General features: G+C 64.0%; 21 protein-coding genes. 12 read left to right on the forward strand and 9 right to left on the reverse strand.

Translation table 11 applies throughout. From position 1 onward, the window contains the following. Positions 1-28 precede the first annotated feature (28 nt). Genes ACFWAD_RS13650 through msrB form a run of 4 tightly spaced genes read left to right on the forward strand, consistent with a single transcriptional unit; the run spans position 29 to position 4,136 of the window. Positions 29-778, forward strand: a complete 750-nt coding sequence (locus ACFWAD_RS13650; RefSeq protein WP_378544560.1) for a pyrimidine reductase family protein — start codon at positions 29-31, stop codon at positions 776-778. Positions 779-797: 19 nt separating this feature from the next. Further along, the gene (locus tag ACFWAD_RS13655) at positions 798-2,351 is read left to right on the forward strand and encodes an alpha/beta fold hydrolase (protein ID WP_378533311.1); all 1,554 of its coding nucleotides are present in this window, start codon (positions 798-800) and stop codon (positions 2,349-2,351) included. Positions 2,352-2,411: 60 nt separating this feature from the next. Beyond that, positions 2,412-3,695, forward strand: a complete 1,284-nt coding sequence (locus ACFWAD_RS13660; RefSeq protein ID WP_378533313.1) for a glycosyltransferase family 87 protein — start codon at positions 2,412-2,414, stop codon at positions 3,693-3,695. A gap of 9 nt (positions 3,696-3,704) precedes the next feature. Further along, complete coding sequence (gene msrB, locus ACFWAD_RS13665) at positions 3,705-4,136, forward strand: peptide-methionine (R)-S-oxide reductase MsrB (RefSeq protein ID WP_378533315.1); 432 nt, start codon at positions 3,705-3,707, stop codon at positions 4,134-4,136. A 56-nt stretch (positions 4,137-4,192) separates the two neighbouring features. Here msrB and ACFWAD_RS13670 read toward each other — a convergent pair whose 3' ends face one another. The 7 genes from ACFWAD_RS13670 to hemE all read right to left on the reverse strand — a co-directional run bounded on the left by ACFWAD_RS13670 (position 4,193) and on the right by hemE (position 11,459). Next, entirely contained in the window at positions 4,193-5,113 is a 921-nt protein-coding gene (locus ACFWAD_RS13670; RefSeq protein ID WP_378533318.1) for a hypothetical protein, read from the reverse strand. After that, a complete protein-coding gene (locus tag ACFWAD_RS13675; RefSeq protein ID WP_378533320.1) occupies positions 5,113-5,424 on the reverse strand; it encodes a hypothetical protein in 312 nt (103 codons plus the stop codon). Before ACFWAD_RS13675 ends, ACFWAD_RS13670 begins: the two co-directional genes overlap by 1 nt. Beyond that, positions 5,417-5,890: a YbaB/EbfC family nucleoid-associated protein gene (locus ACFWAD_RS13680; protein WP_378544563.1), complete on the reverse strand. Its 474-nt coding sequence runs from the start codon at positions 5,888-5,890 to the stop codon at positions 5,417-5,419. The genes ACFWAD_RS13675 and ACFWAD_RS13680 overlap by 8 nt, the downstream gene beginning before the upstream one ends. A gap of 82 nt (positions 5,891-5,972) precedes the next feature. After that, complete coding sequence (locus tag ACFWAD_RS13685; RefSeq protein WP_378544624.1) at positions 5,973-8,249, reverse strand: molybdopterin guanine dinucleotide-containing S/N-oxide reductase; 2,277 nt, start codon at positions 8,247-8,249, stop codon at positions 5,973-5,975. A 54-nt stretch (positions 8,250-8,303) separates the two neighbouring features. After that, positions 8,304-8,999 (reverse strand): hydrogen peroxide-dependent heme synthase, encoded by a 696-nt coding sequence (gene hemQ / locus ACFWAD_RS13690; RefSeq protein ID WP_019748269.1) that lies wholly within the window; start codon positions 8,997-8,999, stop codon positions 8,304-8,306. Positions 9,000-9,003: 4 nt separating this feature from the next. Further along, positions 9,004-10,365 (reverse strand): protoporphyrinogen oxidase, encoded by a 1,362-nt coding sequence (locus ACFWAD_RS13695; RefSeq protein ID WP_378544567.1) that lies wholly within the window; start codon positions 10,363-10,365, stop codon positions 9,004-9,006. Next, positions 10,362-11,459: a uroporphyrinogen decarboxylase gene (hemE, locus tag ACFWAD_RS13700; RefSeq protein ID WP_378533326.1), complete on the reverse strand. Its 1,098-nt coding sequence runs from the start codon at positions 11,457-11,459 to the stop codon at positions 10,362-10,364. Before hemE ends, ACFWAD_RS13695 begins: the two co-directional genes overlap by 4 nt. Before the next feature lie 168 nt (positions 11,460-11,627). Here hemE and ACFWAD_RS13705 point away from each other — a divergent pair, with 168 nt between their 5' ends. The 5 genes from ACFWAD_RS13705 (at position 11,628) to ACFWAD_RS13725 (ending at position 18,474) form a co-directional block, all read left to right on the forward strand. Beyond that, complete coding sequence (locus ACFWAD_RS13705) at positions 11,628-12,218, forward strand: DUF3000 domain-containing protein (protein ID WP_003942604.1); 591 nt, start codon at positions 11,628-11,630, stop codon at positions 12,216-12,218. 60 nt (positions 12,219-12,278) lie between these two features. Then, positions 12,279-13,685: a wax ester/triacylglycerol synthase family O-acyltransferase gene (locus ACFWAD_RS13710; RefSeq protein WP_378533328.1), complete on the forward strand. Its 1,407-nt coding sequence runs from the start codon at positions 12,279-12,281 to the stop codon at positions 13,683-13,685. An 11-nt stretch (positions 13,686-13,696) separates the two neighbouring features. Continuing rightward, a complete protein-coding gene (locus ACFWAD_RS13715; RefSeq protein WP_378533330.1) occupies positions 13,697-14,986 on the forward strand; it encodes an HRDC domain-containing protein in 1,290 nt (429 codons plus the stop codon). 161 nt (positions 14,987-15,147) lie between these two features. Then, on the forward strand, positions 15,148-16,368 hold the full coding sequence (locus ACFWAD_RS13720; protein WP_378544570.1) for a thiolase family protein: 1,221 nt from the start codon (positions 15,148-15,150) through the stop codon (positions 16,366-16,368). Then, entirely contained in the window at positions 16,369-18,474 is a 2,106-nt protein-coding gene (locus ACFWAD_RS13725) for a 3-hydroxyacyl-CoA dehydrogenase NAD-binding domain-containing protein (RefSeq protein WP_283304526.1), read from the forward strand. A gap of 66 nt (positions 18,475-18,540) precedes the next feature. Here ACFWAD_RS13725 and ACFWAD_RS13730 read toward each other — a convergent pair whose 3' ends face one another. Together ACFWAD_RS13730 and ACFWAD_RS13735 are read right to left on the reverse strand one after the other, a co-directional pair. Further along, positions 18,541-20,112 carry a GMC oxidoreductase gene (locus ACFWAD_RS13730; protein WP_378544573.1) on the reverse strand — a complete coding sequence of 524 codons (1,572 nt, stop codon included), beginning with the start codon at positions 20,110-20,112 and terminating at the stop codon, positions 18,541-18,543. Positions 20,113-20,211: 99 nt separating this feature from the next. After that, complete coding sequence (locus tag ACFWAD_RS13735) at positions 20,212-20,763, reverse strand: TetR/AcrR family transcriptional regulator (RefSeq protein WP_378544576.1); 552 nt, start codon at positions 20,761-20,763, stop codon at positions 20,212-20,214. Between the two features lie 124 nt (positions 20,764-20,887). Here ACFWAD_RS13735 and ACFWAD_RS13740 point away from each other — a divergent pair, with 124 nt between their 5' ends. The 3 genes from ACFWAD_RS13740 (at position 20,888) to ACFWAD_RS13750 (ending at position 24,072) form a co-directional block, all read left to right on the forward strand. Beyond that, positions 20,888-21,904 carry an iron-siderophore ABC transporter substrate-binding protein gene (locus tag ACFWAD_RS13740; protein WP_378544579.1) on the forward strand — a complete coding sequence of 339 codons (1,017 nt, stop codon included), beginning with the start codon at positions 20,888-20,890 and terminating at the stop codon, positions 21,902-21,904. Positions 21,905-21,944: 40 nt separating this feature from the next. Beyond that, a complete protein-coding gene (locus tag ACFWAD_RS13745) occupies positions 21,945-22,415 on the forward strand; it encodes an SRPBCC family protein (RefSeq protein WP_378544582.1) in 471 nt (156 codons plus the stop codon). A 214-nt stretch (positions 22,416-22,629) separates the two neighbouring features. After that, positions 22,630-24,072: a sugar porter family MFS transporter gene (locus ACFWAD_RS13750; RefSeq protein ID WP_378445834.1), complete on the forward strand. Its 1,443-nt coding sequence runs from the start codon at positions 22,630-22,632 to the stop codon at positions 24,070-24,072. Positions 24,073-24,152: the final 80 nt, after the last annotated feature.

Below are 24,152 nucleotides of genomic sequence, written 5' to 3' on the forward strand. Positions count from 1 at the left end.
ACGTGATGTGATCTCTCATGTGCACCGTATGGATATTGCGACCTACTTCACACCAGGCCACGAAGACGAGCTCCGCAGCCTGTACGCCTATCCGGAGAATCTCTCGCAACCCTGGATGCGTGTGAACTTCGTTTCCAGCATCGACGGGTGCGTCTCCGTCGACGGGGTGAGCGGCGGACTGGGCACACCTGCAGACAAGTCGGTATTCGGGATCTTGCGCGAACTCTGTGACGTCGTCGTGGTCGGCGCAGGCACAGCGCGAGCCGAGAACTACGGGGGTGTGCAGATCTCGGACGCAGCCCGGGCCCGACGCACGGCCGGCGGCCTTGCTCCGGTGCCACCGATCCTGGTCGTCTCGGCGCACGCGTCGATCGACCCCGGAAGCCGACTCCTTCGCGATACCGAAGTTCCACCGATCCTTGTTGTCGGTCGCGACGCTGACTCCGCGGCAATTTCGGCGCTGAGATCTGCCGGAGCGCAGGTGGAGGTGACGGACTCACCGAACGTCACCAGCGGCGACATCGACAGGGCCTTGTCGGTTCGCAAGCTCCGTCGCGTGCTGTGCGAGGGCGGACCGTCACTTTTCGGCCAGTTGATCGAGGACAATGCCGTCGACGAACTCTGCGTCACCACGTCACCTCAACTGGTGGGTAGCAAAGTCGGCCGAATCTCACTCTCCCCCAACGCAATGCCCACAGCCATGCGTCCCGCGCACATCCTCGGCGATTCGGACGGCACGATCCTCACTCGATGGGTTCGTCAGCAGCCACGTCGATGAACCTGGCACTCTGGTCGGCATGCGCAGAGTTGCTTTGATGGCCGTCGTCCTCGCGACGTGTTGTGCGTGCGGCGCCGGACCGTCGCTTCGGCCCGCCGTCGCGGTCGAAGGCCGCACCGACGGCAGCCCGGCCCAGAGCGAGGGCCCGTCGCCCGATGCGCCGCCGGCTGTCCCTGGCGTCCCGACCGACGACATTCCGTGGCGAGACTGCACCGGCACGTCACTCGCCGACCAGGCTCTCGCAGCGTCGAGCGCCGGAGTCATCCTCGAATGCGCCGAATTCAGTGCCCCCATCGACGTGACCGGCGCCATCGACGGCAACTTCACGGCCGGGTTGACCCGCGCTCGTACGTCGTCGACGCCTGCCGACGCATACCCGATCGTGTTCACATCCGGCACCGATCGTTCGTCGGGAAACTCGCTCGCCATGCTCGCCGCATCCGGCTTGAACACGGTTCTCGCCGAACATCCCGTGGTTGCCCTCGATCGCCGCGGAATCGACAGGTCCACCGCAATCGACTGCATGACGCCGGAAATTCGGCGCGGACTTCACGATCTGGGCCAATTCGACTCGGACACCACCGGTGACGCCGCCGATGCGGTCGCGGCCCTCGGTCACGACGCCACCATTGCCTGCACGGACTACCTCGACCCCCAAGAACTGAAGTTCGGCGCCGACTCCGCAGCCGAGGACATCGACGCGTTGCGCACACGGTGGGGCGTCGAGACCATCGCTCTGTGGTCGGCAGGGTCCGGCTCGGACATCGCGCTGAGCTATGCGGCAGCCCACCCGAACAACCTCGCGAGATTGATCCTCGATTCTCCCGCTCCTGTGGCCACTGACGCTGCCACCGAAGCCGAGAGCCGCGTGCAGGGCGAGGAAGCGGCATTGACCGCGTTCGCTCAGCGATGCGTGGCGCTGGGGTGCTCGCTCGGACCGGATCCGAAAAAAGCGGTCACCGACTTGATGGAACGCGCTCGGGCCGATGAATTCCAACCACTGTCCGCCGCAGCAGTGTCTAACGCGATTTCGGCAAGCCTGTGGACAGCCGGAACCAATCGTGAGCAAGAAACCCGCTCACTCGCCGACGCTCTGACCGCGCTCGGTACCGGAAACGCTTCACCGATTCGGGAGCGCGCCGCCCGGGCGGAGAACGAGGTGGACGGCGACGGCCAGTTCATCGGACGGTGCACCGACGGTGTGCAGTGGCCGGGGATCGGGCGTGTCCGCGAACTGGCGGACACGTGGGGCACCAACTATCCGGTATTCGGTCGAGACGCCGCGCTCGGATTGCTCGCATGCGCCAGCTGGCCGTCGACCGCCAACTCTCCCCTGCCCAACCAGTTGAAGCCCGCCGTCCTCGTACTGAGCGGTCAGGGTGACCCGGCCGTCGGGAACTCCGGACTCTCGACCGTCACCGGCGTCGTGACTAACGCAGGGTCGCGCTTCGCAACCCTGGACTGGCAGGGTGCGGGTCATCCCGCGGCGCAATCCACGTGCACTCAACAGGCGATGCGCCTCTACCTCGGCGACGCCTCCCTGCCCAGCAACGGAAGCGTGTGTCCGGCCTGACTCGGGCGCTTGTCCACCACGACCGAAAAGGGGTGCATCCCCCGATCACACCCTGCTCCGGTGTACCGTGCCGAAGTGTTCCTTCGACAGCTCGAGCCGCGTACCGGGCGGACAACCCAACAAGTCGTCAACTTCGTTTTGTGGCCGATCGCCGTGATGACCGTGCTCAATCGTGTCATCGTCACAGCAGTCAACGGCGCCATTACCGATGACTTCCGACCGGTCTACAACGCCGCGCTGGCGTTCTGGAACGGGCGTGACGTCTACACCGCAGATTTCAACTCGGTAGACCCCCATTACCTGTACCCACCATCGGGTTCGTTGTTGATGGCGCCCCTGGCCATCCTCGATCCCGAGCGTTCGCGGTGGCTGTTCATCGGTGTCAATGCCGTCGCCATCCTCGTGGCCCTCTACCTGCTGTTGCGCCTGTTCGACCTGACGATCAGTTCCATTGCCGCGCCGATTCTCGTGCTCGGCGCTTTCATGTCGGAGACGGTCACCAACACATTGGTGTTCACCAACATCAACGGGCTCGTGCTGCTCGGCGAAATTGCCTTCCTCCTGCTGCTGATGCGCAAGAAGGATCTGTGGGCCGGCGCCGCGATCGGGCTCACCATCGCAGTGAAACCCACTCTCGCGCCGCTGCTCCTGCTGCCACTCGTTCGCGGCCAGTGGAAGGTGTTCGTCACCGCCCTGGGCATCCCGTTCATTCTCACCGTCGTGGCGTGGCCACTGGCGTCGGATCCGATGGACTTCGTCCGCCGCACCGTGCCGTACCTTCTCGAATCGCGTGACTACTTCAACAGTTCGATTGTCGGAAACGGCGCTTACTTCGGTCTGCCCGAATGGTTGATCCTGCTGCTGCGCGTCGTGTTGGCCGCCATGGTCGCCGTCTCTCTGTGGCTTCTGTACCGCTACTACCGCAACGACGAACTCTTCTTCCTCACCACCGCAACCGGTGTGATCATGACCGCATCGTTCCTGCTGCCCTCACTCGGCCAGATGTACTACTCGATGATGCTGCTCCCGCTCCTGATGTCCGTGGTGCTCAAGAACTCGGTCATGCGGAACTGGCCGGCCTGGCTCGCCGTCTACGGCTTCATGACTTTCGACAGTTGGTGGTCGAACCGCTGGCCGACGTTCGGTCGGGCCGCCGAATACACCAAGAGCACCCTCGGCTGGAGCCTCCTGCTGATCGTGATCTTCTGTGTCCTCGGCTACCGGTATCTGGTCGCGCGTCGCGAAGGTCGCTTGGATCGCGGAATCGATCCCGCCTACCTCCTCGATCCCCCGCTCGCAGCCGTCTCACCTGCCGGCGAAGCCGAAACGGCGACAAAGCATTAGCGTGGAGGCATGAGTTCTTCACACGATGGCATCGACAGCACACCTGAGGTCACGTACACCGAGAGCGAGTGGCGCGAAAAATTGACGCCGGAGGAGTTCGCGGTTCTGCGGCAAGCCGGCACCGAACGGCCCGGCGTGGGCGAATACACCGACACCACCACCGAAGGTGTGTACTCCTGCCGCGCGTGCGGCGCCGAACTTTTCCGCAGCACGGAGAAGTTCGAATCACATTGCGGGTGGCCGTCGTTCTTCGATCCCGCAAACTCCGACGCCGTCATCCTGAAGGAAGACGTGAGCCTCGGGATGCGACGCGTCGAGGTGATCTGCAAGAAGTGCCACAGCCACCTGGGCCACGTCTTCGAGGGTGAGGGATACCCGACGCCGACCGATCAGCGGTACTGCATCAACTCGATCTCGCTGGTTCTCAAGCCTGCTGAGTAAGCAGTCCGTGGGCTACCCCCGTGGTACGGGAGTAGCCCACGGTTCGAGACTTCGACTCAGAAGTCCCAGTTCAGCGCAGTCGGGCTCAGACCGGTCGCATTCAGGTCCTCGTTGCGAGCGACAAGACCGTCTTTGACGGAACCGATCCCGCCACCGATCGCGCCGGAAGTGATGTCCGTCAGTGAGGCGTCGCCGCCCGTGACCTCCTTCGTCACGATCGCAGCGGACGCTCCCGAGACCGCGTCGTCGAAGGCGCCTCGCGCGATCTCCTGCAACCTCGAACCGATCGGAAGCGGGTTCGGGTCCGGCCCGACACGATCCGGCGTCGTCTTCAATCCTGCGTTCGCGAGCCCCTTGATGAAACCGTCGCGCCCTTCGGTCACGACCTTGCCACCGTCGATCGACTGGCGGTGATCCATCGACATCTGACCCAGTTGAATGGCGAGACCGGAGAAGACGCCTGCCGCAGCCTCCACTGCCGCAGCCTCGATCACTCGTATCAATAATTGCTGCAACAACATTCGGACCGTGAGAGTTGTTGCCACCTCCGCCGCCACGACTCCGGCGGTACTGACACCCAACGTCGGGACAGCGGCCGCCACCATGGCGGCAATCTCGAGCGCCAGTGCGCTCAGCGCCGCGAGGATCGACAGTTTGGTGTACTCGATGTCCGTGCCTGTGTCGGTGCACGACTGACCCAGTTCGGCTGCAGCAGAGGACAACCGCTCGAAGACCTCCGCAACTCCACCGGCCTCCGACCAATACCGAGACAACGAGTCGCCGGCTTGACCGTCGATCGATGCCAGTACGGCCTGCAATCCGTAACCACCGGCAGCGGCCGAAGCCTCGATTTGATCGGCCGCACCTGACCAGGCATCACCCAATCGCCACAGTGCCGTTTCGTCTCCTTGCGGCCAGTCGCTGCCTACCGCGACCGACGCAACCGCCTGTAACCAGCCCGGAATCTCGAGTCCCATCAGAGCCCACCCGCCATGTCGTCGGCGAGCGAGGAGTCGATCGATTCGAAACGATCGGCAATCTCGATCAGCGTGGCGGTCAATTCGCGCATCGCGCCCGCGACCAGCGACATCCCACCAACCGCTGACGCCGAACCGGGAAGATATGCGCCCGAGAAAGTGGTTCCGAACTCGTCGCCTCCCCAGCAACCCTCTTCGGCGGCGACCACTGCGTCGAGAGCGCTCCGAGCCTCGTCGAGATCGGCAGCGACCACCGCGAAGGCTGGTGCAGCACTCTTCATCGCGGCCACGTCCACACCTAGTTCAGACATTGCCGGAGCTCCTCAGAACGGTGCGGTCCCAGTGTTCGTCGCCGGTGACCGGTGTGGAGCTCGGACGAGGCTCGAGAATCTCGCGCAATCCGAGCACACCCGGAACCAGGTCCGGCAAGTCGATTGTGGCCGCCTCCGTGAACGGCTTCGTCATCTCGGCAACCTGTCGGCGCATGTCTTCTGCCGCAGAGGTGGCCGTATCCAGAATCAGATTCCCCAACGCTGCCGGCGAATGCTTGCCGTAAGAACTCCCCGAGAGGGTAACTCCCACAATTGCCCCCGAAGCGTCCACGACGATTTCGACGCAGCCGTCACTCGAACGCGCGCTCGCCGCGGATCGAGCGATCCTCTCCTGCAAGTCCGCCAGCGATCGCGTTCGCTCCAACAGAACGTCCTGCATCGAATCGATCTGGGCCCGAAGAACTTCGACTTGCCCCCGCATCGAACCAACATCCGCTGCACTCACGATGGCCCCCACCTTCGATAGATCGTGACACCTGATTCAGGCGCTCACGAGGTTCGACGCGAGAGGTGGCCGATCGGTTCCGTCAGCGCGAACGAAGCACCGGCGGATCGAACGCCTTGACCGGCGGCAGGGCCCCGTCGAATTTCTCGATCTGCACCAGAACGTGCTGGCCGGTGCAGCCGTGCGAGAGCGAGGACGTACCGATGTCCGGTGTCAGAACGTTGGGATTTCCGTGCACACACATGGCGTCGGGATCGGCAGGATCGAGCGGGTCGTACCACGCACCGGTGGACAGCTGGACGACATCGCTCCGCAAATCCGAATCGACGATCACACCAGCAAGGCACGCCCCACGATCGTTGAACACGCGCACCACGTCTCCGGCCGACACGCCGCGCGCGGCCGCTGCATCGGGGTGCATACGAATTGGCTCGCGTCCCTGAATCTTCGACGCCTGGCTCGCAGCGCCGTGATCGAGTTGGCTGTGCAGCCGCGACTTGGGCTGGTTGGCGATCAGGTGAAGCGGAAACTGCGAGGCACGCGGGCCACCCAACCATTCGTCGGGCTCGTACCAGCGCGGATGCCCGGAGCAGTCGTCGTAGCCGAAGGACTCGATGGTCTCGGAGAAGATCTCGATCTTCCCACTGGGAGTCGAGAGCGGATACTTCTCGGGATCCTCGCGGAAGTCGCCGAAGAGCACGAGGTTGTCTTCGGTTCGCATCCGGTAGTGCCCGTCTGCCCAGAAATCCTCGAACGTCGGTGTGTTGCCGCCGTCTGCATCGACAAACGGCCGCCATTGATCGTAGAGGTGCTCGATCCACTCCTGTGAGGATCGCCCCTCGGTGAACTGTTCCCCGAATCCGAGCGCAGAAGCCAGATCGGCAAACGTGTCGTAATCGTCACGCGAGTTCTCGAAAGGTGGAACGACCTGCTGCATCGCAACCAGAAGCGGGTCGTTCCGAGTGCAGCTCAGGTCATTTCGTTCGAGCGAGGTGGTCGACGGGACAACGATGTCGGCGCTGCGAGCCATCGGCGTCCAGTACGGATCGTGAACGACGATCGTGTCCGGCCGTGCAAACGCGCGTCGCAGCCGCGGGAGATCTTGATGGTGATGGAAGGGATTGCCACCGGCCCAGTAGACCAACCGGATGTCGGGATAGGTCAGGCGTCGGCCGTCGTAGTCGAACTCCTCCCCGGGCGAGAGCAGCAGATCGGAAATCGCGGCTACCGGTATGAAATCCGACACCGGATTCAGACCTTGGGAAAATGTCGGCAACGGGTACGGGACCGGGGCTAGACCGGGTTCGTTCATCGAACCGTAGCCGTGCCCGAAACCGCCACCCGGAAGACCGAACTGGCCGAGCATCGCTGCGAGTGTCACGCCCATCCACGGCGCCTGCTCACCGTGTTTGATGCGTTGCAACGACCACGTGACGGTCACCAGCGTCCGGCCAGACGCCATTCTCCGAGCTAGGTCGGTGATGAACTCGGCAGAAACTCCGGAGATCTCCTGGGCCCAGCGGGGATCTTTCGGGACTCCGTCCGTCCGTCCGAGCAGGTAGTCCTCGAAGCGTTCGTAGCCGACACAGAAGCGGCCCAGGAATTCGCGATCGTGCAGGTTCTCCGACGCCAGGACAAACGCCAGGGCAAGCATGATTGCCACGTCGGTGCCCGGAACGGGTGCGATCCACTCGCAGTCGCCATCGACGTCGTCACGCAGCGGACTGAACGAGACGATCTTTCCGCCGCGGGCCCGAAACGCGTTGAGCGCCCCGAGCGTCGGATGATCGCTCGTACCACCGGCATTGACTCCGGTGTTCTTGATCGGCACTCCCCCGAACGAGACGAGGAGATCGGAATGCTCCGCGATGACGTCCCACGACGTGGAGCGCGCGAACAACTTCCAGTGCGTTCCGACCACACGCGGCATGATGACGCCGGTGGCACCGAGCGAGTAGCTGTGGACCGACTTGGTGTATCCGCCCAGCTGATTCAGAAATCGGTGAACTTGGCTCTGCGCGTGATGGAATCGACCGGCGCTGGCCCAACCGTACGAGCCACCGAAGATCGCGTTGTTTCCATGTGTGTCGACCACGCGGCGCAGTTCACGGGAGAGCAGTTCTGTCAGCTCGTCCCAGGAGACCGAGACGAATTCGTCCGCTCCACGTTGGTCGCTGGGACCCGGTCCGTTCTCGAGCCAACCTCGGCGCACCGCCGGGCCGGCAACGCGAGCTCGACTGCGCACCGAACCGGCGAGGTTACCGAGCATCGGCGAAGGGTTCGAATCACCCTCGTACGGATGCACTGCGGTCACCTCGCCGGCGACCGACTCGGCGGTGAACATTCCCCAATGGGACATGTGTTGACGACGCCGGTTCGGTGCAGTTGTCACAGAAACTACCTTCGAAGTAGGTCAGGGAAGGGAAAGGACCAGCTTCTCGATGTCCACGCGCGGCCCCGTGAAGAACGGCACCTCTTCGCGAACGTGCAAGCGAGCTTCGGTGGCACGCAGATCGCGCATCAGATCGACGATACGGATGAGCTCCGGCGCTTCGAACGCAAGAATCCACTCGTAGTCCCCCAGCGCGAAGGCCGGGACCGTGTTGGCGCGAACGTCCTTGTACGAACGAGCAGCCATACCGTGATCGGCGAGCATCTTGCGACGCTCCTCGTCGGGGAGCAGGTACCACTCGTACGAGCGGACGAACGGGTAGACGCAGATGTAGTCGCCCGGATCCTCACCCGCGATGAAGGAGGGCACGTGGCTCTTGTTGAACTCCGCGGGGCGGTGCACCGCCGAGTTGCTCCAGATCGGAGCACTCGCCTGTCCGAGGACCGTGGTGCGACGGAAATCCGCGTACGCGGCCTGCAGCTCCTCGATGCTGGCCGCGTGGGTCCAGATCATGAAGTCCGCGTCGGCGCGCAAGCCGGCGACGTCGTAGATGCCGCGAACCACGACGCCCTTGTCTTCGAGACCCTCGAAGAACAAGCGGGCGTCCTTGACCGCAGCTTCCCGATCATCGCCCAGCACACCGGGTTCCACCTGGAACACGGAGAACATGAGGTAACGGATTTCAGAGTTCAGTTTGTCGAAATCAAGGCGTGCCATGGGTCTATCGTGCCACTCGCTCGAATATCCGTGTAGCCGCCGTCGTGCCGACTGCGACACACGCCGGAACCCCGACACCGTGCAGCCACGACCCAGCCACTTCGAGACCGTCGAACTGCGTCATCTCGGACTCGATTTCAGCCACGATTTCCGTGTGACCTGGGGCGTACTGCGGAAGGCCTCCGTGCCACCGCTGGACGAAGCTTGCTCTCGGCTCCTCGGTGATTGCGGTCACGACCTCGAGATCGGCCCGCGCGAGTTCGATCAGTTCCCCATCCGGCCGGTCGACGATCTCCGATGCACCGAATCGGCCGAACGACACCCGAACGAGATGCTCGCCGCGATCAGCGAGGTGCGTCCATTTCCGACTCGACAACGTGAACGCCTTGGCGGTCAGGTCGGCGTCGGTGGCAACAAGAATCCCCGAATTCTGCGGAAGATCGACCTGCCCGGACAGCCGGAGCGCCACCACCGCGGACGACGCCAGTTCGATCCGCGCAGTGATCCTCGCGATCTTCGGATCAACTCCGGCCAACAGCGTCGCTGCACGCGGCGCCGGGACCGCCAGAATCACCGCGTCGACGCTGCCGAGCGGATTGACGTGCCAACCCGTCCCGTCCCGGCGTAACCCCGAGGCCTCGCCGCGGACGAAAGTCGCGTCGGCGGCCTCCCGTAGCGCATCGAGCAGGACGCCGTAACCGTCCCTGAGCGCTCCGAACACCGGTCCGGGTGCAGGGGTCGGCAACGCAGCCGCGACTGCATCCGTGAGGCTTTGAGCCCCGGCATCGAGCGCCGCAGCGAGCGTCGGCAATGCTGCGCGGACGCCGATGGTCTCCGCCAGCCCCGAGTACACCCCGCCCAGAAGCGGATCCACCGATCGACTGACCACCTGATCACCGAATCGCTGCGAAACCAGTTCGGCAACACTGCAATCGGAACCGCGAGTCCACTCGAACGGGATGGCCGGCTCGGCCGCTATGCGCGCCAGGGTCTGCTCGTCGACAATATCTCGCACCGACTCCGCCGACGCCGGAATTCCCATCAGGGTTCCGGTGGGCAACCGATTCAGTGATCCCTGAGACCAGATCAACGGGCTCAACCCCGCGGGATAGACGATCTGATCGGTCAATCCCAGCTCGGCGAGAAGCGCGGGAACCTCGGGCCGACGGGCGATGAACGCCTCGGCACCGATGTCGATCGGTCCGCCGCCCAGATCAACTGTTCGCAGCTTCCCGCCCAGTCGCGGTGAGTCGTCGACGACCGTGATGTCGGCATCGGAACCCAGACTGCGCCGAAGCCGGTACGCGGCAACCAGACCGGAGATTCCGCCTCCGATCACCGCGACCGACGGCCCAGTGGTCGTCACAGCGAGTGCACCAGCTCCACCGCCGCGGTGATCGCCGTGGGATCGGTGTCGGGAAGAACTCCGTGGCCGAGGTTGAAGATGTGGCCGATGGCACCGGCTTCAATCGCGCGATCCCCTTCGGCGGCGATCCGTCGTACTTCGCGATCGATCACCTCGGGGCCCGCGAACAGGACCGCGGGATCGAGATTGCCCTGCAGTGCCTTGCCCGGACCGACACGACCTGCCGCGACGTCGAGCGGGATCCGCCAGTCGACACCCACGACGTCGGCGCCGGCCTCCCCCATCGCGCCGAGGAGTTCACCGGTTCCGACTCCGAAGTGGATGCGCGGAACGCCGGCAGCGGCAACCTCGGCGAATACGCGCTCGGAATGCGGGAGAACAAATTCCCGGTAGTCGGCCAGCGAGAGTGCGCCGGCCCACGAGTCGAACAACTGGACTGCGTCGACACCTGCCTTGAGCTGCGCTTGCAGGAAGCAGATCGTGGTGTCCGCCAAGCTTCCGAGCAACGCGTGCCAGGTCTTCGGGTCGGAGTGCATGAGCGCTTTGGTCTTCTCGTGGTTCCGGCTCGGACCGCCCTCGACCAGATACGACGCCAACGTGAACGGCGCTCCGGCAAAACCGATCAGCGGAGTCGAGCCCAACTCGGCGGTGAGAAGCCGAACTGCCTGCGCGATTGCGCCTACCTCTTCGGGGACCAGACGCGGGAGTGCTGCGACGTCGGCGACGGAGCGAACCGGATTGGCAACCACCGGTCCGACGCCGGCAACGATGTCGAGATCGATTCCCGCGGCTTTGAGCGGAACAACGATGTCCGAGAACAGGATTGCCGCGTCCACGTCGTGACGGCGCACCGGCTGCATCGTGATCTCACAGACCAGTGCCGGATCGAAACATGATTCCAACATGCCGATCCCCGCGCGGATCTCGCGATACTCCGGCAGCGAACGCCCGGCCTGGCGCATGAACCACACCGGCCGTCGGCTCGGAGTGCGTCCGGTCGCCGCGGCAAGCAACGGTGCGTCGGGCAAAACTCGCCGAGCGCTGTATTCCGCCGACCCGGTGGTGCCTGAATTCATGTTGTCCAACCCGCTCATCAGTCCTCGCGCTCTCCGCCAACGTGTGTCTTCGATCGACTCAATGCTGCCATGTCCCACACTCCGGATCGGACACCCGAGCGGTTCGTGAGCGCCCCCACACCCGAGCCACACTCGGTCGGCGCGCCTCCACCTACCCGCCCGCATCCCCGACTAACGTCCTGACCTGTGACGACATCCGGATCGACAGCCGACCCGGCCGAGTTCCGTGCCGCCGTGGAGGCGATGACCGCTGCGCGGGTTCGGCCCGAGATAGAGGTCGGTCCCATCCGTCCGCCGCAGCGTCTCGCTCCGTACAGCCACGCCGTGGGGGCGGAGGTACTGCATCCGGACTCCGACGTCGTGGCAGAGCAATCCGAAGGTGACGCTTTCGGCCGCCTCATCCTGCTGTTCGATCCGGACGGCGACGAGGCGTGGAACGGCACCATGCGGTTGGTCGCCTATATCCAGGCCGATCTCGACGAAGCCGTCGCCGCGGATCCACTGCTTCCCGAAGTAGCCTGGAGTTGGCTGGTGGACGCGTTGGAGGCGGGGCCGGAACCTTTTGTCGCCCTGGGCGGTACGGTCACGGCCACAACTTCGGTGCGCTACGGCGACATTGCTGGGCCGCCCCGAGCCCATCAGCTCGAACTCCGAGCGTCCTGGACTGCAACTTCGTCCGAACTGGCCCACCACGTCGAGGCTTTCTGTGAAGTTCTCGCCTATGCGGCGGGACTTCCTCCCGCCGGGATAACCACGCTGTCGCGGCAGAACGACTGACTCTGCTACTCGTTTGAGCATTCCCCCGGAAAAATACTAGAACCTGTTCTAAAATGAGTCATGCAACGTCTCAGCGGACTCGACGCGACCTTCCTCTACTTGGAAACACCGACCCAGCTATTGCACGTTTGTGGACTTGTCCTGCTCGACCCCACGACCATCCCGGGCGGTTACGACTACCGGAAGCTGCTTCGCGAGTTGGACTCGCGGATGGCCACCATGCCGACCTTCCGGCGCAAACTCAAGGATTCGCGCCTCAATCTCGACTACCCGGTGTGGGTCGACGATCACGATTTCGACATCGAGCGGCATTGCCATCGGACCGCGGTACCCGCGCCGGGCACCCACGCGGAACTGGCGGAACTTGCCGGGCACATCGCCAGCCAGCCATTGGATCGGTCGCGTCCACTGTGGGAGATGTGGGTCATCGAGGGACTCGCCGACGGACAGATCGCGGTCATGTCGAAGATCCATCACAGCGCCGCCGACGGCATAACCGGCGCAAACATCCTGGCTCAGCTGTGCAGCCTCGAACCGGATTCACCGGCCCTGGTGGACCCCGACGCTCAGGGTGCAGGCGACGCGGGAACGCTTGACATCGCACTCGGCGGGCTCATGGCCGTGATCGCACGGCCCGCACGAATTGCCCGACTTGTTCCCGGCGGAATCGCCATGCTCCCCAAGTGGGTGACGCGCGCACGGAAGGGTGAAGCCATGCCTGCGCCGTTCACCGCGCCGCGGACCTCGTTCAACGGCGCCATCACCGGTCACCGCAACGTCGCGTTCAGCCAACTCGATCTCGCGAAGGTCAAAGCCGTCAAAGACCGTCACGGCGTGAAGGTCAACGACGTGGTTCTCGCGCTCTGCGCCGGAGCATTGCGTAAGTACCTGGAAGAACGGGACGAACTGCCGGAGGATTCCCTCGTCGCCATGGTGCCGGTGTCGGTCCACGGCAAATCCGATCGTCCGGGCACGAACCAGATCTCGGGCATGTTCACGCAACTCGGCACCCAGATCGCCGATCCGGTCGAACGTCTGCACGCGATCAGCGATTACAACGCTACCTCGAAGAACCACAACGAAGCACTCGGGGCGAACATGCTTCAAGACTGGTCGCAGTTCGCATCGCCGGCGGTGTTCGGCGCCGCTATGCGCGTGTACTCGTCACTCAAGCTCGCCGAACGTCACCCCGTCGTGTCCAACCTGGTGGTCTCCAACGTGCCAGGGCCGCCGGTCCCGCTCTACTTTTTGGGCGCGCAAATCAAAGGAATGTTCCCCCTCGGTCCGATCTTTCACGGGGCGGGCCTCAACGTGACGGTGATGTCGCTCGACGGAAAACTCGACGTCGGCATCGTCAGTTGCTCTGATCTGGCACCCGAATTGGATGAGCTCGCGCAAGGTTTCGGGGCAGCTCTCGACGAACTGTTCGAGGCTGAGGTGACAACCACTGTCCCCACTGCGACGTAGAGTCAGTGACCATGTCCGAAGTCACCGATGATGCGACCGAGCCCACCTCCGACGTAGTTCCGCTGCTCGTACCTCGTGACGGAGTTCCGGAAGTCATCACCACTGCCGCCGGCGTCGCAGCCGCCGCGGCCGCGTTGGCCTCCGGCCACGGCCCGCTCGCGGTGGACGCCGAGCGGGCATCCGGATTCCGCTATTCGGCACGGGCGTACCTGATCCAGCTCCGACGCGAAGGCGCGGGATCGTTCCTGCTCGATCCGATTCCGACGGCGCAGGATCTACAGCCGTTGGCCGAGGCGATCAACCCGTTGCAATGGGTGCTTCACTCTGCGGATCAAGATCTCCCCGGCCTCGCAGAATTGGGCCTGACACCGGCGGAACTCTTCGACACCGAATTGGCGGGACGACTGGCGGGCTTCGAACGAGTCGGACTGGCCGCAATAGTCGAACGAACCCTGCGGGTGGAACTTCGCAAGGGTCACGGCGCTGCCGACTGGTCCACGCGTCCGCTGCCGGACGCGTGGTTGAACTACGCCGCCCTCGACGTCGAAGTGCTTCTCGAGCTGCGCGACGCGATGGAGGCCGAACTCGAATCGCAGGGAAAGCTCGAGTGGGCGAAGGAAGAGTTCGAGTACATCCGGCTGGCCGGCCCGCCTAAACCCAAGCCTGACCGTTGGCGTCGTACGTCGCACATCACCTCACTCAAGACCACCCGTCAGTTGGCGGCAGTGCGGGCGCTGTGGCAGGCCCGTGAGGATCTCGCACGCAAACGCGACGTGTCTCCGAGCCGGGTACTTCCCGACTCCGCGATCATCGATGCCGCTCTCAAAGATCCTCAGTCGTTGGACGCGCTCCGCTCCCTTCCCGTCTTCGGCGGACCACGTCAACGTCGTTATTCGCGTATTTGGATGGATGCACTCGAAGCCGCGCGCAGGCTCCCCGACAGTGAGCTTCCGCCGAAGACTCCGCCGATCGTCGGGCCCCCCGCCGCCGGTCGCTGGGCTCGACAGGATCCAGCCGCTGCCGACCGGTTGACGGCGGCGCGCGCAGCACTGTCGGACCTGAGCAAAGAGGTTTCGGTACCGGTGGAAAACCTGCTCCAACCCGATCTGGTCAGGCGCCTGTGCTGGGACTGGAGATTGGAACCCGACTCGGACATCGCCGAAGTCGAGAGCGCAATCGAGACCAAGCTCACTTCCGGTGGCGCACGTGGCTGGCAACGCACTTTGACGGCTCCCGTCCTCGCAGAGGCACTGAACTCCGTGGTCCCGGCCGAGCCCGAAGTGGAAGAGCCGAAATCCTGACCTGACCCCGGTGTGAAGTTGGAGCAATTCGGCACGTTAAGTTACCGGTCAGTAATGGGCAGTAGTACGCTCGATACGAGGCCGGACGCCTGGCCGTGATCGCCGAACCAACGTCTCACCGCCCTTCGGTGCGGTGGGCAGCTCCATCAGGAGGAATTCGCGTGGCTCCATCCACAAACAACCAACGCAACGTCGTCTTCGTCGACGGCATTCGCACCCCGTTCGGCAAGGCCGGCCCGAAAGGCATGTACGCCGACACACGCGCAGACGATCTCGTCGTCAAGGCGATTCGTGAGCTGCTTCGTCGTAACCCGCAGCTCGATCCCGCGCGGATCGACGAAGTGGCCGTCGCAGCCACGACGCAGACCGGTGACCAGGGCCTGACCATCGGCCGCACCGCTGCGATCCTCGCCGGTCTCCCCGAAACCGTTCCCGGATTCGCCATCGACCGCATGTGTGCCGGCGCGATGACGGCCGTCACCACCACCGCGTCGGGTATCGGCTTCGGCCAGTACGACGTCGTGATCGCCGGTGGCGTCGAGCACATGGGCCACCATCCGATGGGTGAGGGCGCAGACCCCAACCCGCGTTTCCTCGCCGACCGCCTGGTCGATCCGAGCGCCCTCGTGATGGGTAATACCGCCGAGAACCTGCACGACCGGTTCCCGACCATCACGAAGGACCGCACGGACGCATACGCCGTGAACAGCCAGAACAAGTACGAAGCCGCCAAGAAGGCCGGCTTCATCGCCGACACCTTGGTCCCCGTCGCCACTCGCAGTTCCGCGGGCTGGGGTCTGGCCACCGAGGACGAGCCGCCGCGCCCCGGAACCACTGTCGAAGATCTCGCGAAGCTCAAAACGCCGTTCCGCCCGGCCGGACGCATCACCGCCGGTAACGCCGCCGGACTCAACGACGGCGCCACCGCCGCCCTGCTCGCCGGTGAGGACACAGCAGCAGAGCTAGGCCTGCCGGTCGGCATGCGCATGGTCGGGTTCGCCTACCAGGGCGTCGACCCCGCCGTCATGGGCATCGGCCCGGTTCCCGCCACGGAGAAGCTCCTGGCCCGTACCGGCCTGAAGATCGAGGACATCGGACTCTTCGAGATCAACGAAGCCTTCGCCGTTCAGGTTCTCGCGTTCCTCGAGCACTACGGAATCGCCGACGACGACCCGCGCGTCAACCAGTGGGGCGGCGCCATCGCGTGTGGCCACCCCCTCGCTTCCTCGGGCGTTCGCCTGATGACGCAGCTCTCCCGCCAGTTCGCGACACGCCCCGACGTGCGCTACGGCTTGACCACCATGTGCATCGGCCTCGGCATGGGCGGCACCGTCATCTGGGAGAACCCGAACCACGCTGACTACCAGGCAGGAGTCAACTAAATGTCTGATATTGCAACAGCATTCGCCGACGAGGTCGTCACGAACGCCTACACCAAGATCATCTCGGTTCCCGGTATCGAGGGCCCGTTTGCACTGATCACCCTCGACAACGGCTTCGACCACACCAAGCCGTCGTCCTTCGGTCCCGGCGGACTCGCAGCATTCGACGCTGCCCTCGACGAAGCCTTTGCCGCCAACCCGGTTGCCGTCGCGGTCACCGGCAAGCCCTTCATCTTCGCCGCCGGCGCGGACCTCAAGGGTGTTCCCGCGATCACCTCGCGTGAACAGGGACTCGAGCTGGGCCGCTTGGGCCACAAGGTGTTCCGACGCCTCCGTGAGTCCTCCGTTCCCACGTTCGCCTTCATCAACGGCGTCGCCCTGGGCGGCGGCCTCGAAGTAGGCCTGCACAGCCACTACCGCACGGTTGCCGCCAACGCGGGCGCGCTGGGCCTTCCGGAAGCATTCCTCGGTCTGGTCCCCGGTTGGGGCGGAACGCAGCTGCTCCCCAACCTGGTCGGCCCGTCCAACGCCGTCACCGTGGTGATCGAGAACTCGCTGAACCAGAACAAGGTGCTCTCTCCCAAGAAGGCACTCGAACTCGGCGTCGTCGACGTCGTTCTCGACTCCGCCGACTTCATCGAGCAGTCCCTCGCCTGGGCGTCGCAGGTCCTCGCCGGCACCGTCACCCCCGCTCGCCCCGAGATCGATCGTGGCCAGGGCTGGGACGACGCGATCGCCCGCGCGAAGGCGATCGTCGACGGCAAGACCAAGGGCAATGCACCCGGCGCCGTCAAGGCCGTCGAGCTGCTCGAACTGGCTCGCAGCACCGACATCACCGATGCCGCTTCGCTCGACAAGGGCTTCGCGGCCGAGGACGAGGCTCTTGCCGATCTCCTGCTGACGGACGAGCTCCGTGCTGGTCTGTACGCCTTCGATCTGGTGAACAAGCGCGCCAAGCGTCCCGCCGGAGCACCCGATCGCTCACTCGCTCGTAAGGTCAGCGGCGTCGGCATCGTCGGTGCCGGCCTCATGGCCAGCCAGCTCGCGCTGCTCTTCGTCCGCCAGCTCAAGGTGCCGGTCATCCTGACCGATATCGACCAGGAGCGCATCGACAAGGGTGTCGGCTACGTCCACACCGAGATCGAGAAGCTCCAGGGCAAGGGACGCCTGTCCCCCGACGCCGCGAACCGCCTCAAGGCACTCGTTTCCGGCTCGCTCGACAAGGCCGCGTTCGCCAAGACCGACTTCGTCATCGAAGCCGTCTTCGAGAACATGGACGTCAAGAAGAAGGTCTTTGCGGAACTCGAGCAGTTCATCGCTCCCGAAACCATCCTCGCGACCAACACCTCCTCGCTCTCCATCACGGAGATGGCGTCCGGGCTCGAGCATCCCGAGCGTGTGGTGGGCTTCCACTTCTTCAACCCGGTGGCCGTGCTTCCCCTCCTCGAGATCATCAAGGGCGAGAAGACCGACGACGCAACTCTCGCAACGGCTTTCGCCACCGCGAAGTCACTGAAGAAGTCCGCCGTCCTCTGCGGCGACAAGGCCGGATTCGTCTTCAACCGCCTCGTCACCCGCACCTTGGGTGAGGTCATGTCTGCCGTCGACGAAGGCACCCCCTTCGACGTCGCAGACAATGCGATCGCCGAACTCGGTATGCCGATGTCGCCGTTCACGCTGCTGGCCCTCGTCGGACCCGCCGTGGCACTGCACACCGGCGAGACCCTGCAGGAGTCGTACCCGGACCGGTTCAAGAGCTCACCCGGACTCGAAGCACTCGTCGAGGCCCGCAAGCCCGGCGTGTGGACCTGGGGCGAGAACGGTCAGGCCGTCGACCCCGAGGTCGCCGCACTGTGGCCGCAGGGTGACAAGGCGTCCACCTCGGAAGAGGTCCTCGAGCGCACACGTCGCGCGTTCGCCGAGGAAATTCAGATCATGCTCGACGAGGGCGTCGTAGCGGCGGCCGAGGACATCGACCTCTGCCTGCTGCTCGGCGGCGGATTCGGATTCTGGAACGGCGGCATCACGCCGTACCTCGACCGCACCGGTACCTCCGAGGCCGTCAACGGCAAGCGCTTCCTCGCGCCCGGTGTTGCCAGCGTCTGAGAATGTCGATAGACCCGTCACGGACGGCGTGCCCTCGGGTACGCCGTCCGTGACGTTTGCGGCGGCTCAGAAGAGTGTTCCCACATCGTCTTTCACGATGTTCTCGAGCGCGCGCTCAGCCACTGCGGCGATGGTCATCGATGGATTGCACGCGGCGGAGTTGCCCGGCAGCAGAGCACCGTCGAGCACGTACAACCCCCGCTGGCCGAGAACCCGCCCGTCGAGGTCGCACACCGAGTTCATGCAGGCACCGCCGAGGGGATGCCACGTGGACGGCAGTATCGCGTTCGTGTCGGTGAGTAGACCGCCTGCCGCGATCCGGTGGGCCGCCGGCCCGATGTGGCCTTGCTGGATCGCCGAATCCCCGTCCTTCGGCCAATGGAGCACCGCCTCACCCCGCGCCGAGTCGTACACGAACCGACCTCGGTCGCGGCTCACACCGAATCCGACCATCACCGTGCTGTGGGCGTCGAACGCCACGGGCGGGAACGACGCCTGTATGACGGTGAACGCGTTGTGCGGGTCTTCCCAGTTCCGGCTGCCGTAGACGACCGGTCCGCCCTGCGTCGCACCGAAGTTCTCGGCGAGATCCGACCAGATGTAGATCCGGTCGGCATTGGTCCCCCACCCCGCGCCGAGCTCGTCCGGCAGATCCGTGATCCGCCCCGTTGCCGCGGCGCGGACCAGGAGTTTGGTGGTGTTCATGCTGCCGGCAGCCATCACGAGCGCATCCGTCGTCAAGATCTTGTTCTCGAGAACCGTGCCGGCAATATCGGTCCGGTTCACGTACACGCGCCACCGCCCGTCAGCTGCCCGTTCGACGTCGGTGACCTGGTGCAAGGTCTCCACGTTCACCAATCCGGTCGCTTCGGCAGCGGAAATGTAGGTGACGTCCACCGAATGCTTGCCACCGTTGTTGACCCCGAGTGCGCCGTCACCGTTGGTGTACGACGGCTTCATCTCACCCCGAAGTTCGGCCAACGCGAAGTTCCAGTCGATCGGCATCGGAATTTTCGACACCGGAAGACCGGAACGCGTTGCGTTGCGCGCGAAGACGCGTGCCGCCTCGTAGTTCGGACTGGAGATCAGTTCTTCGGGTGCAGTTTCCAGTTGTAGCATCCGTGCCACCCGCGGGTAGTGGACGCGGTCCATTCGTGCATAGTCGAGTTCTTCCGGGAAATGCGCGTTGAACACCGCTGCTTCCGGCTGCAGCGTCATCCCTTGGTACACAAGCGATCCGCCGCCCACGCCGGCAGCGCAGATCGCTGTCATGTTCTCACCGGTCACCGTCTCCAGCAAACCTGCATAGGGCTCGAAGATCGCCGGCCTACCGAACAGAGTCGGGTTGGACTGATGCCAGAGGATGCGCTTGTCCGGACGTGCGGGATGCGGAAAAGTTTCGGCATTCGGCCCCGTCTGCCACCGAATCCCTCTCTCCAGCAGGGTGACCGGAACTCCGGCCTCGGCCAAGCGAAGAGCCGTCACCCCGCCCCCGAAACCTGAGCCGATTACCACGACGCGGTGCTCTTCACGTGTCAGCGGAATCCCGGTTGCGGCCTTGGCAGTGCGTTGCGCCATCATCGCAACTCCCACGGCGGCCGTACCGGCCAAGAACGATCTACGTTTGACTCCGGACATGACTGGTGCTCCCTCGAAGAATGTCGCCAGAGAATTCCGGGCACGCCAAAACTAGACACTCACGCAAGGAAGTGTCAAGGTATTGACGGCAACGACGATCTACGAGGTGGATCGCATCGCGGGTCCAAGCCATCGCCCGAGAAAGGCCCGCAGGGAGTCGTCGGAATGGACGAGGTCACTGTCGAAAGCAACAACCGAAAGCCCCAGGCGCACGGCGATTTCCACCGTCTCGTCCAACTCCGCCTCTGTGGCGAGACCACGTTCGACCATGGGAGCGAGCATCTGGCGAGCGAAAGGTACTGCTCGACTCATCATTTCGAGGTCGAAGACGGGGTTTCCCCGCTCGGCAAGCAGCAGCGTCGCCAGAACCGGGTGCGCGCGAACCGCTGTGCGCGCGGCAACGATGAATTCGACGACGTAGTCGCACGCCGTGTCGACCGACTCCACCTGTGCCGTGATCTCCCCGAGAACCTCGACAGCGAGACCGCCCATCGCCTGGGAGACGACCTCTTCACGTGTGCCGAAGATCGAGTACACCGTCTGGCGCGAGACACCGGCCGCGGTGGCAACTGCGGCAATGTTCACAGCCTCGAATCCGCCACCTTCGATCAGACCGAGGGCGGCGCCGAGAATCTTCTGCTGTGATCGCACGATGAAAGTATCGCGCACCGAAATTCCGGGCGACGAAACGCAGTGCACATCCGAGTCCTACCTGCATAAACGGCACGAATGGTTTCGTTTGGCCGCCAAATAGCAGTAGGTTAGGCTGCCCTTCATGAAAACTTCTGTTCGGGGCCTCGCCGCCCTCGGTGCGGCTGCGATTGCAGTCACCGCACTTGTCTCGTGCTCCTCTGATTCAGACACCTCGACAGCATCACAAGGTACGGACGGATTCCCCGTCAGTATCGAGAACACCTTCGGCACGACGACGATCGAATCCAAGCCCGAACGGCTCGTCACCCTCGGCTGGAACGCACAAGACATCCTGTACGCACTCGATCTCACTCCGGTCGGCCAGCCCAAGTACACCTACGGCGCGGACGACAACGGAGTCATGCCGTGGGCGCAGGATTACTTCGACGCGGACAAGACCACACTCTTCGACATGCCGGCGAGCGGCGAGCCGCCGGTCGAGACCATTGCGTCATTGACACCGGATGTGATCCTGGCGCCGTACGAGGGCTTCGAGGAGTCCGTCTACAACCAGCTGAGCAAGATCGCACCGACGGCTGCTTACCCCGGCGCAGCGTGGCAGACGACCTGGCAGGACCAGACCCGAATCGTCGGCAAGGCCGTCGGTAAGAGCGAAGAGGCCGACAAGCTCGTCGACGGCCTCGACGCAACTCTCGCCGATACCGCCGCAGCCCACCCGGAGTTCGCCGGAAAGACATTGGCAGTGGTCAACTTCGACACCGATTCGAGCAACATCAACGTCTACCTGCCCACCGATCCGCGTGTCCAGGTGCTGACGGAACTCGGATTCGTCAATGCGCCCGGCGTCGAAAAGCTCGCGGCGGACAATGCAGGCGGAACCTTCTTCAAGACGATCTCCTACGAGAACATCGCCGACATCGACGCCGATGTGATCGTCGGCTTCACCGACGGCTCCGGCGATCCGTCCGGCATCCCTGCAGTCGGCGGGCTCGACGCGGTCAAGCGCGGATCTACCGCCTTCCTCAGCGACACTCGCGTCATCGGCGGACTGAGCAACGTCAACGTCCTCAGCACGCCGTGGGTCCTCGGCCAGATCACACCGACGTTGAGCGAAGCCGCAAAGCGCGCGACCGCCTAGATAAGATGCAGTGTCGGTCACGGTCTTTATGCTCACCTGCATGGCTGAACTTTCGATCTCCGTGACCAGACACGTCAAAGCATCGGTCGACACCGTGTGGCAGGTCCTCACGGACCTCGACAATGCTGCCGACACCCTCTCCGGCGTGATCCGGATCGAGCGTCTCGCCGGAGAGGGATACGCCGTCGGCACCAAGTGGCGTGAAACTCGGAAGATGATGGGCAAGGAAGCAACCGAGGACATGTGGGTCACCGAGGTCGAGGCTCCCACCCGCACGGTCGTCAAAGCCAACTCCCACGGCATGAACTACACGAGTGGGTTCACCCTGAAGCCTGACGCCACAGGCACGATGCTCGAGATGTTTTTCTCCGGTGAATCCGAATCCCCCTCACGCATCTCGAAGATCTTCACAGCGGTATTCGGTCGATTGGGCGCGCGGGTGACCCGGAAATTCATGGCCAAGGATCTCGAGGACATCGCGACAAAAGCCGAGCGTCTCGCGGGCAGGTAAACCGCCTTCACCTGCATTGATCTTATTGTCTGCATGGTCACTGCAATCAATACTTCATCTCTGCGACCGGTTGATTCGACCTCGGAATGGACTCAGCTGGATAACGGCGCGTGAGTCCCCGCCAAATCTGCCCCGGTGGGCGTAGCGTGCAGAGTGCTCGCGGATGGATCGACGCATCGGGGTGTCGACCGTAGGGCCTTTTGAGGGGGCAGGAATGGCATTCAGCGGAACCGCCGCCGGCGGTGGATCCGGCGCTACTCGCGCCGACGTCGGACATGCAGTGCTCTTCGCCGGCGCCGCCGCGCTCGGTGGTTTTCTGTTCGGATACGACACCGCCGTCATCAACGGGGCCGTCGGTGCGATCCGAGACAAGTACGACATCGGTGCTTCGGGCACCGGGCTCACGGTCTCGCTGACCTTGCTCGGCGCAGCACTCGGCGCCTGGATCGCAGGCACACTCGCAGATCGCCTCGGCCGCATCCGCGTCATGCAGATAGCCGCGGTGCTGTTCATCATCGGCGCCGTCGGTTCCGCCATTCCGTTCAGCGTCTACGACCTCACCTTCTGGCGCGTGGTCGGCGGCCTGGCAGTGGGCTTCGCATCCGTCATCGCCCCGGCGTACATCGCGGAGATCTCCCCCGCTGCGATACGCGGTCGCCTCGGTTCGATGTACCAGTTGGCGATCGTTCTCGGAATCGCTGTATCGCAGTTGGTCAACTACGCACTTCAAGCCGCGGCCGGTGGCGATCGCAATCAGATCGCGGGTCTCGAAGCCTGGCAGTGGATGCTGATGCTCGAGGCCGTTCCCGCAGTCCTGTACCTGATCATGACAACCACGATTCCGGAGTCTCCACGATTCCTGGTGGCGCAGGGCAAGGACGATCGTGCGCGCAAGATCATCTCCGATCTCGAAGGTGGAGATCACGACGCCGTCACCGTGCGCATGAACGAGATCCGCGAATCACTGACGGAGAAACAAGCCAAAACCACGGTGCGTCAGCTCTTCTCAAAGCGGCTCGGCGTATCCCATCTGGTCTGGGTCGGCATCGCACTCGCCGCACTGCAGCAGTTGGTCGGCATCAACGTGATCTTCTACTACTCGAGCACCCTGTGGCAGGCAGTTGGTTTCGGAGCCGATCGCTCGCTGCTCATCAGCGTCGTGAGCGCCTTGGTGAACATCGTCGGTACGTTTGTCGCCATCGCCGTCATCGATCGCGTCGGGCGGAAGCCACTGCTCCTGGTCGGCTCTGTCGGTATGGCCATCTCGTTGGGCACCGCAGCGTTCTGTTTCCATTCGGCAACAGTGACGAAGAACGAGATCGGTGAATCCGTGGCGACGCTTTCCGGCGCCAACGCCACGATCGCACTCATCGGAGCCAACGCGTTCGTCTTCTTCTTCGCTTTGTCCTGGGGTCCCGTGGTGTGGGTACTGATCTCCGAAATGTTCCCCAACCGGGTACGCGCCGCTGCAGTCGGAATCGCCACCGCCACCAACTGGGTCGCGAACTTCCTGGTGTCCTGGACGTTCCCGGCACTCGCCGATTGGAATCTGTCGTACACCTACGCCGGATACGCAGTCATGGCACTACTGTCGCTGTTCGTCGTCCTGAGGTTCGTGAAGGAAACGCGAGGCAGCACACTCGAATCCGTGCAATAGCGCTCTCCCGGTTTCACACCTTCACACCGAAAAGCGGTGGGCCCCGGTTTTTTACGGGGGGCCCCCCCGTTAGGGAATTT

It is taken from the genome of Rhodococcus sp. NPDC059969, assembly GCF_042738325.1.
GTDB lineage: Bacteria > Actinomycetota > Actinomycetes > Mycobacteriales > Mycobacteriaceae > Rhodococcus_F.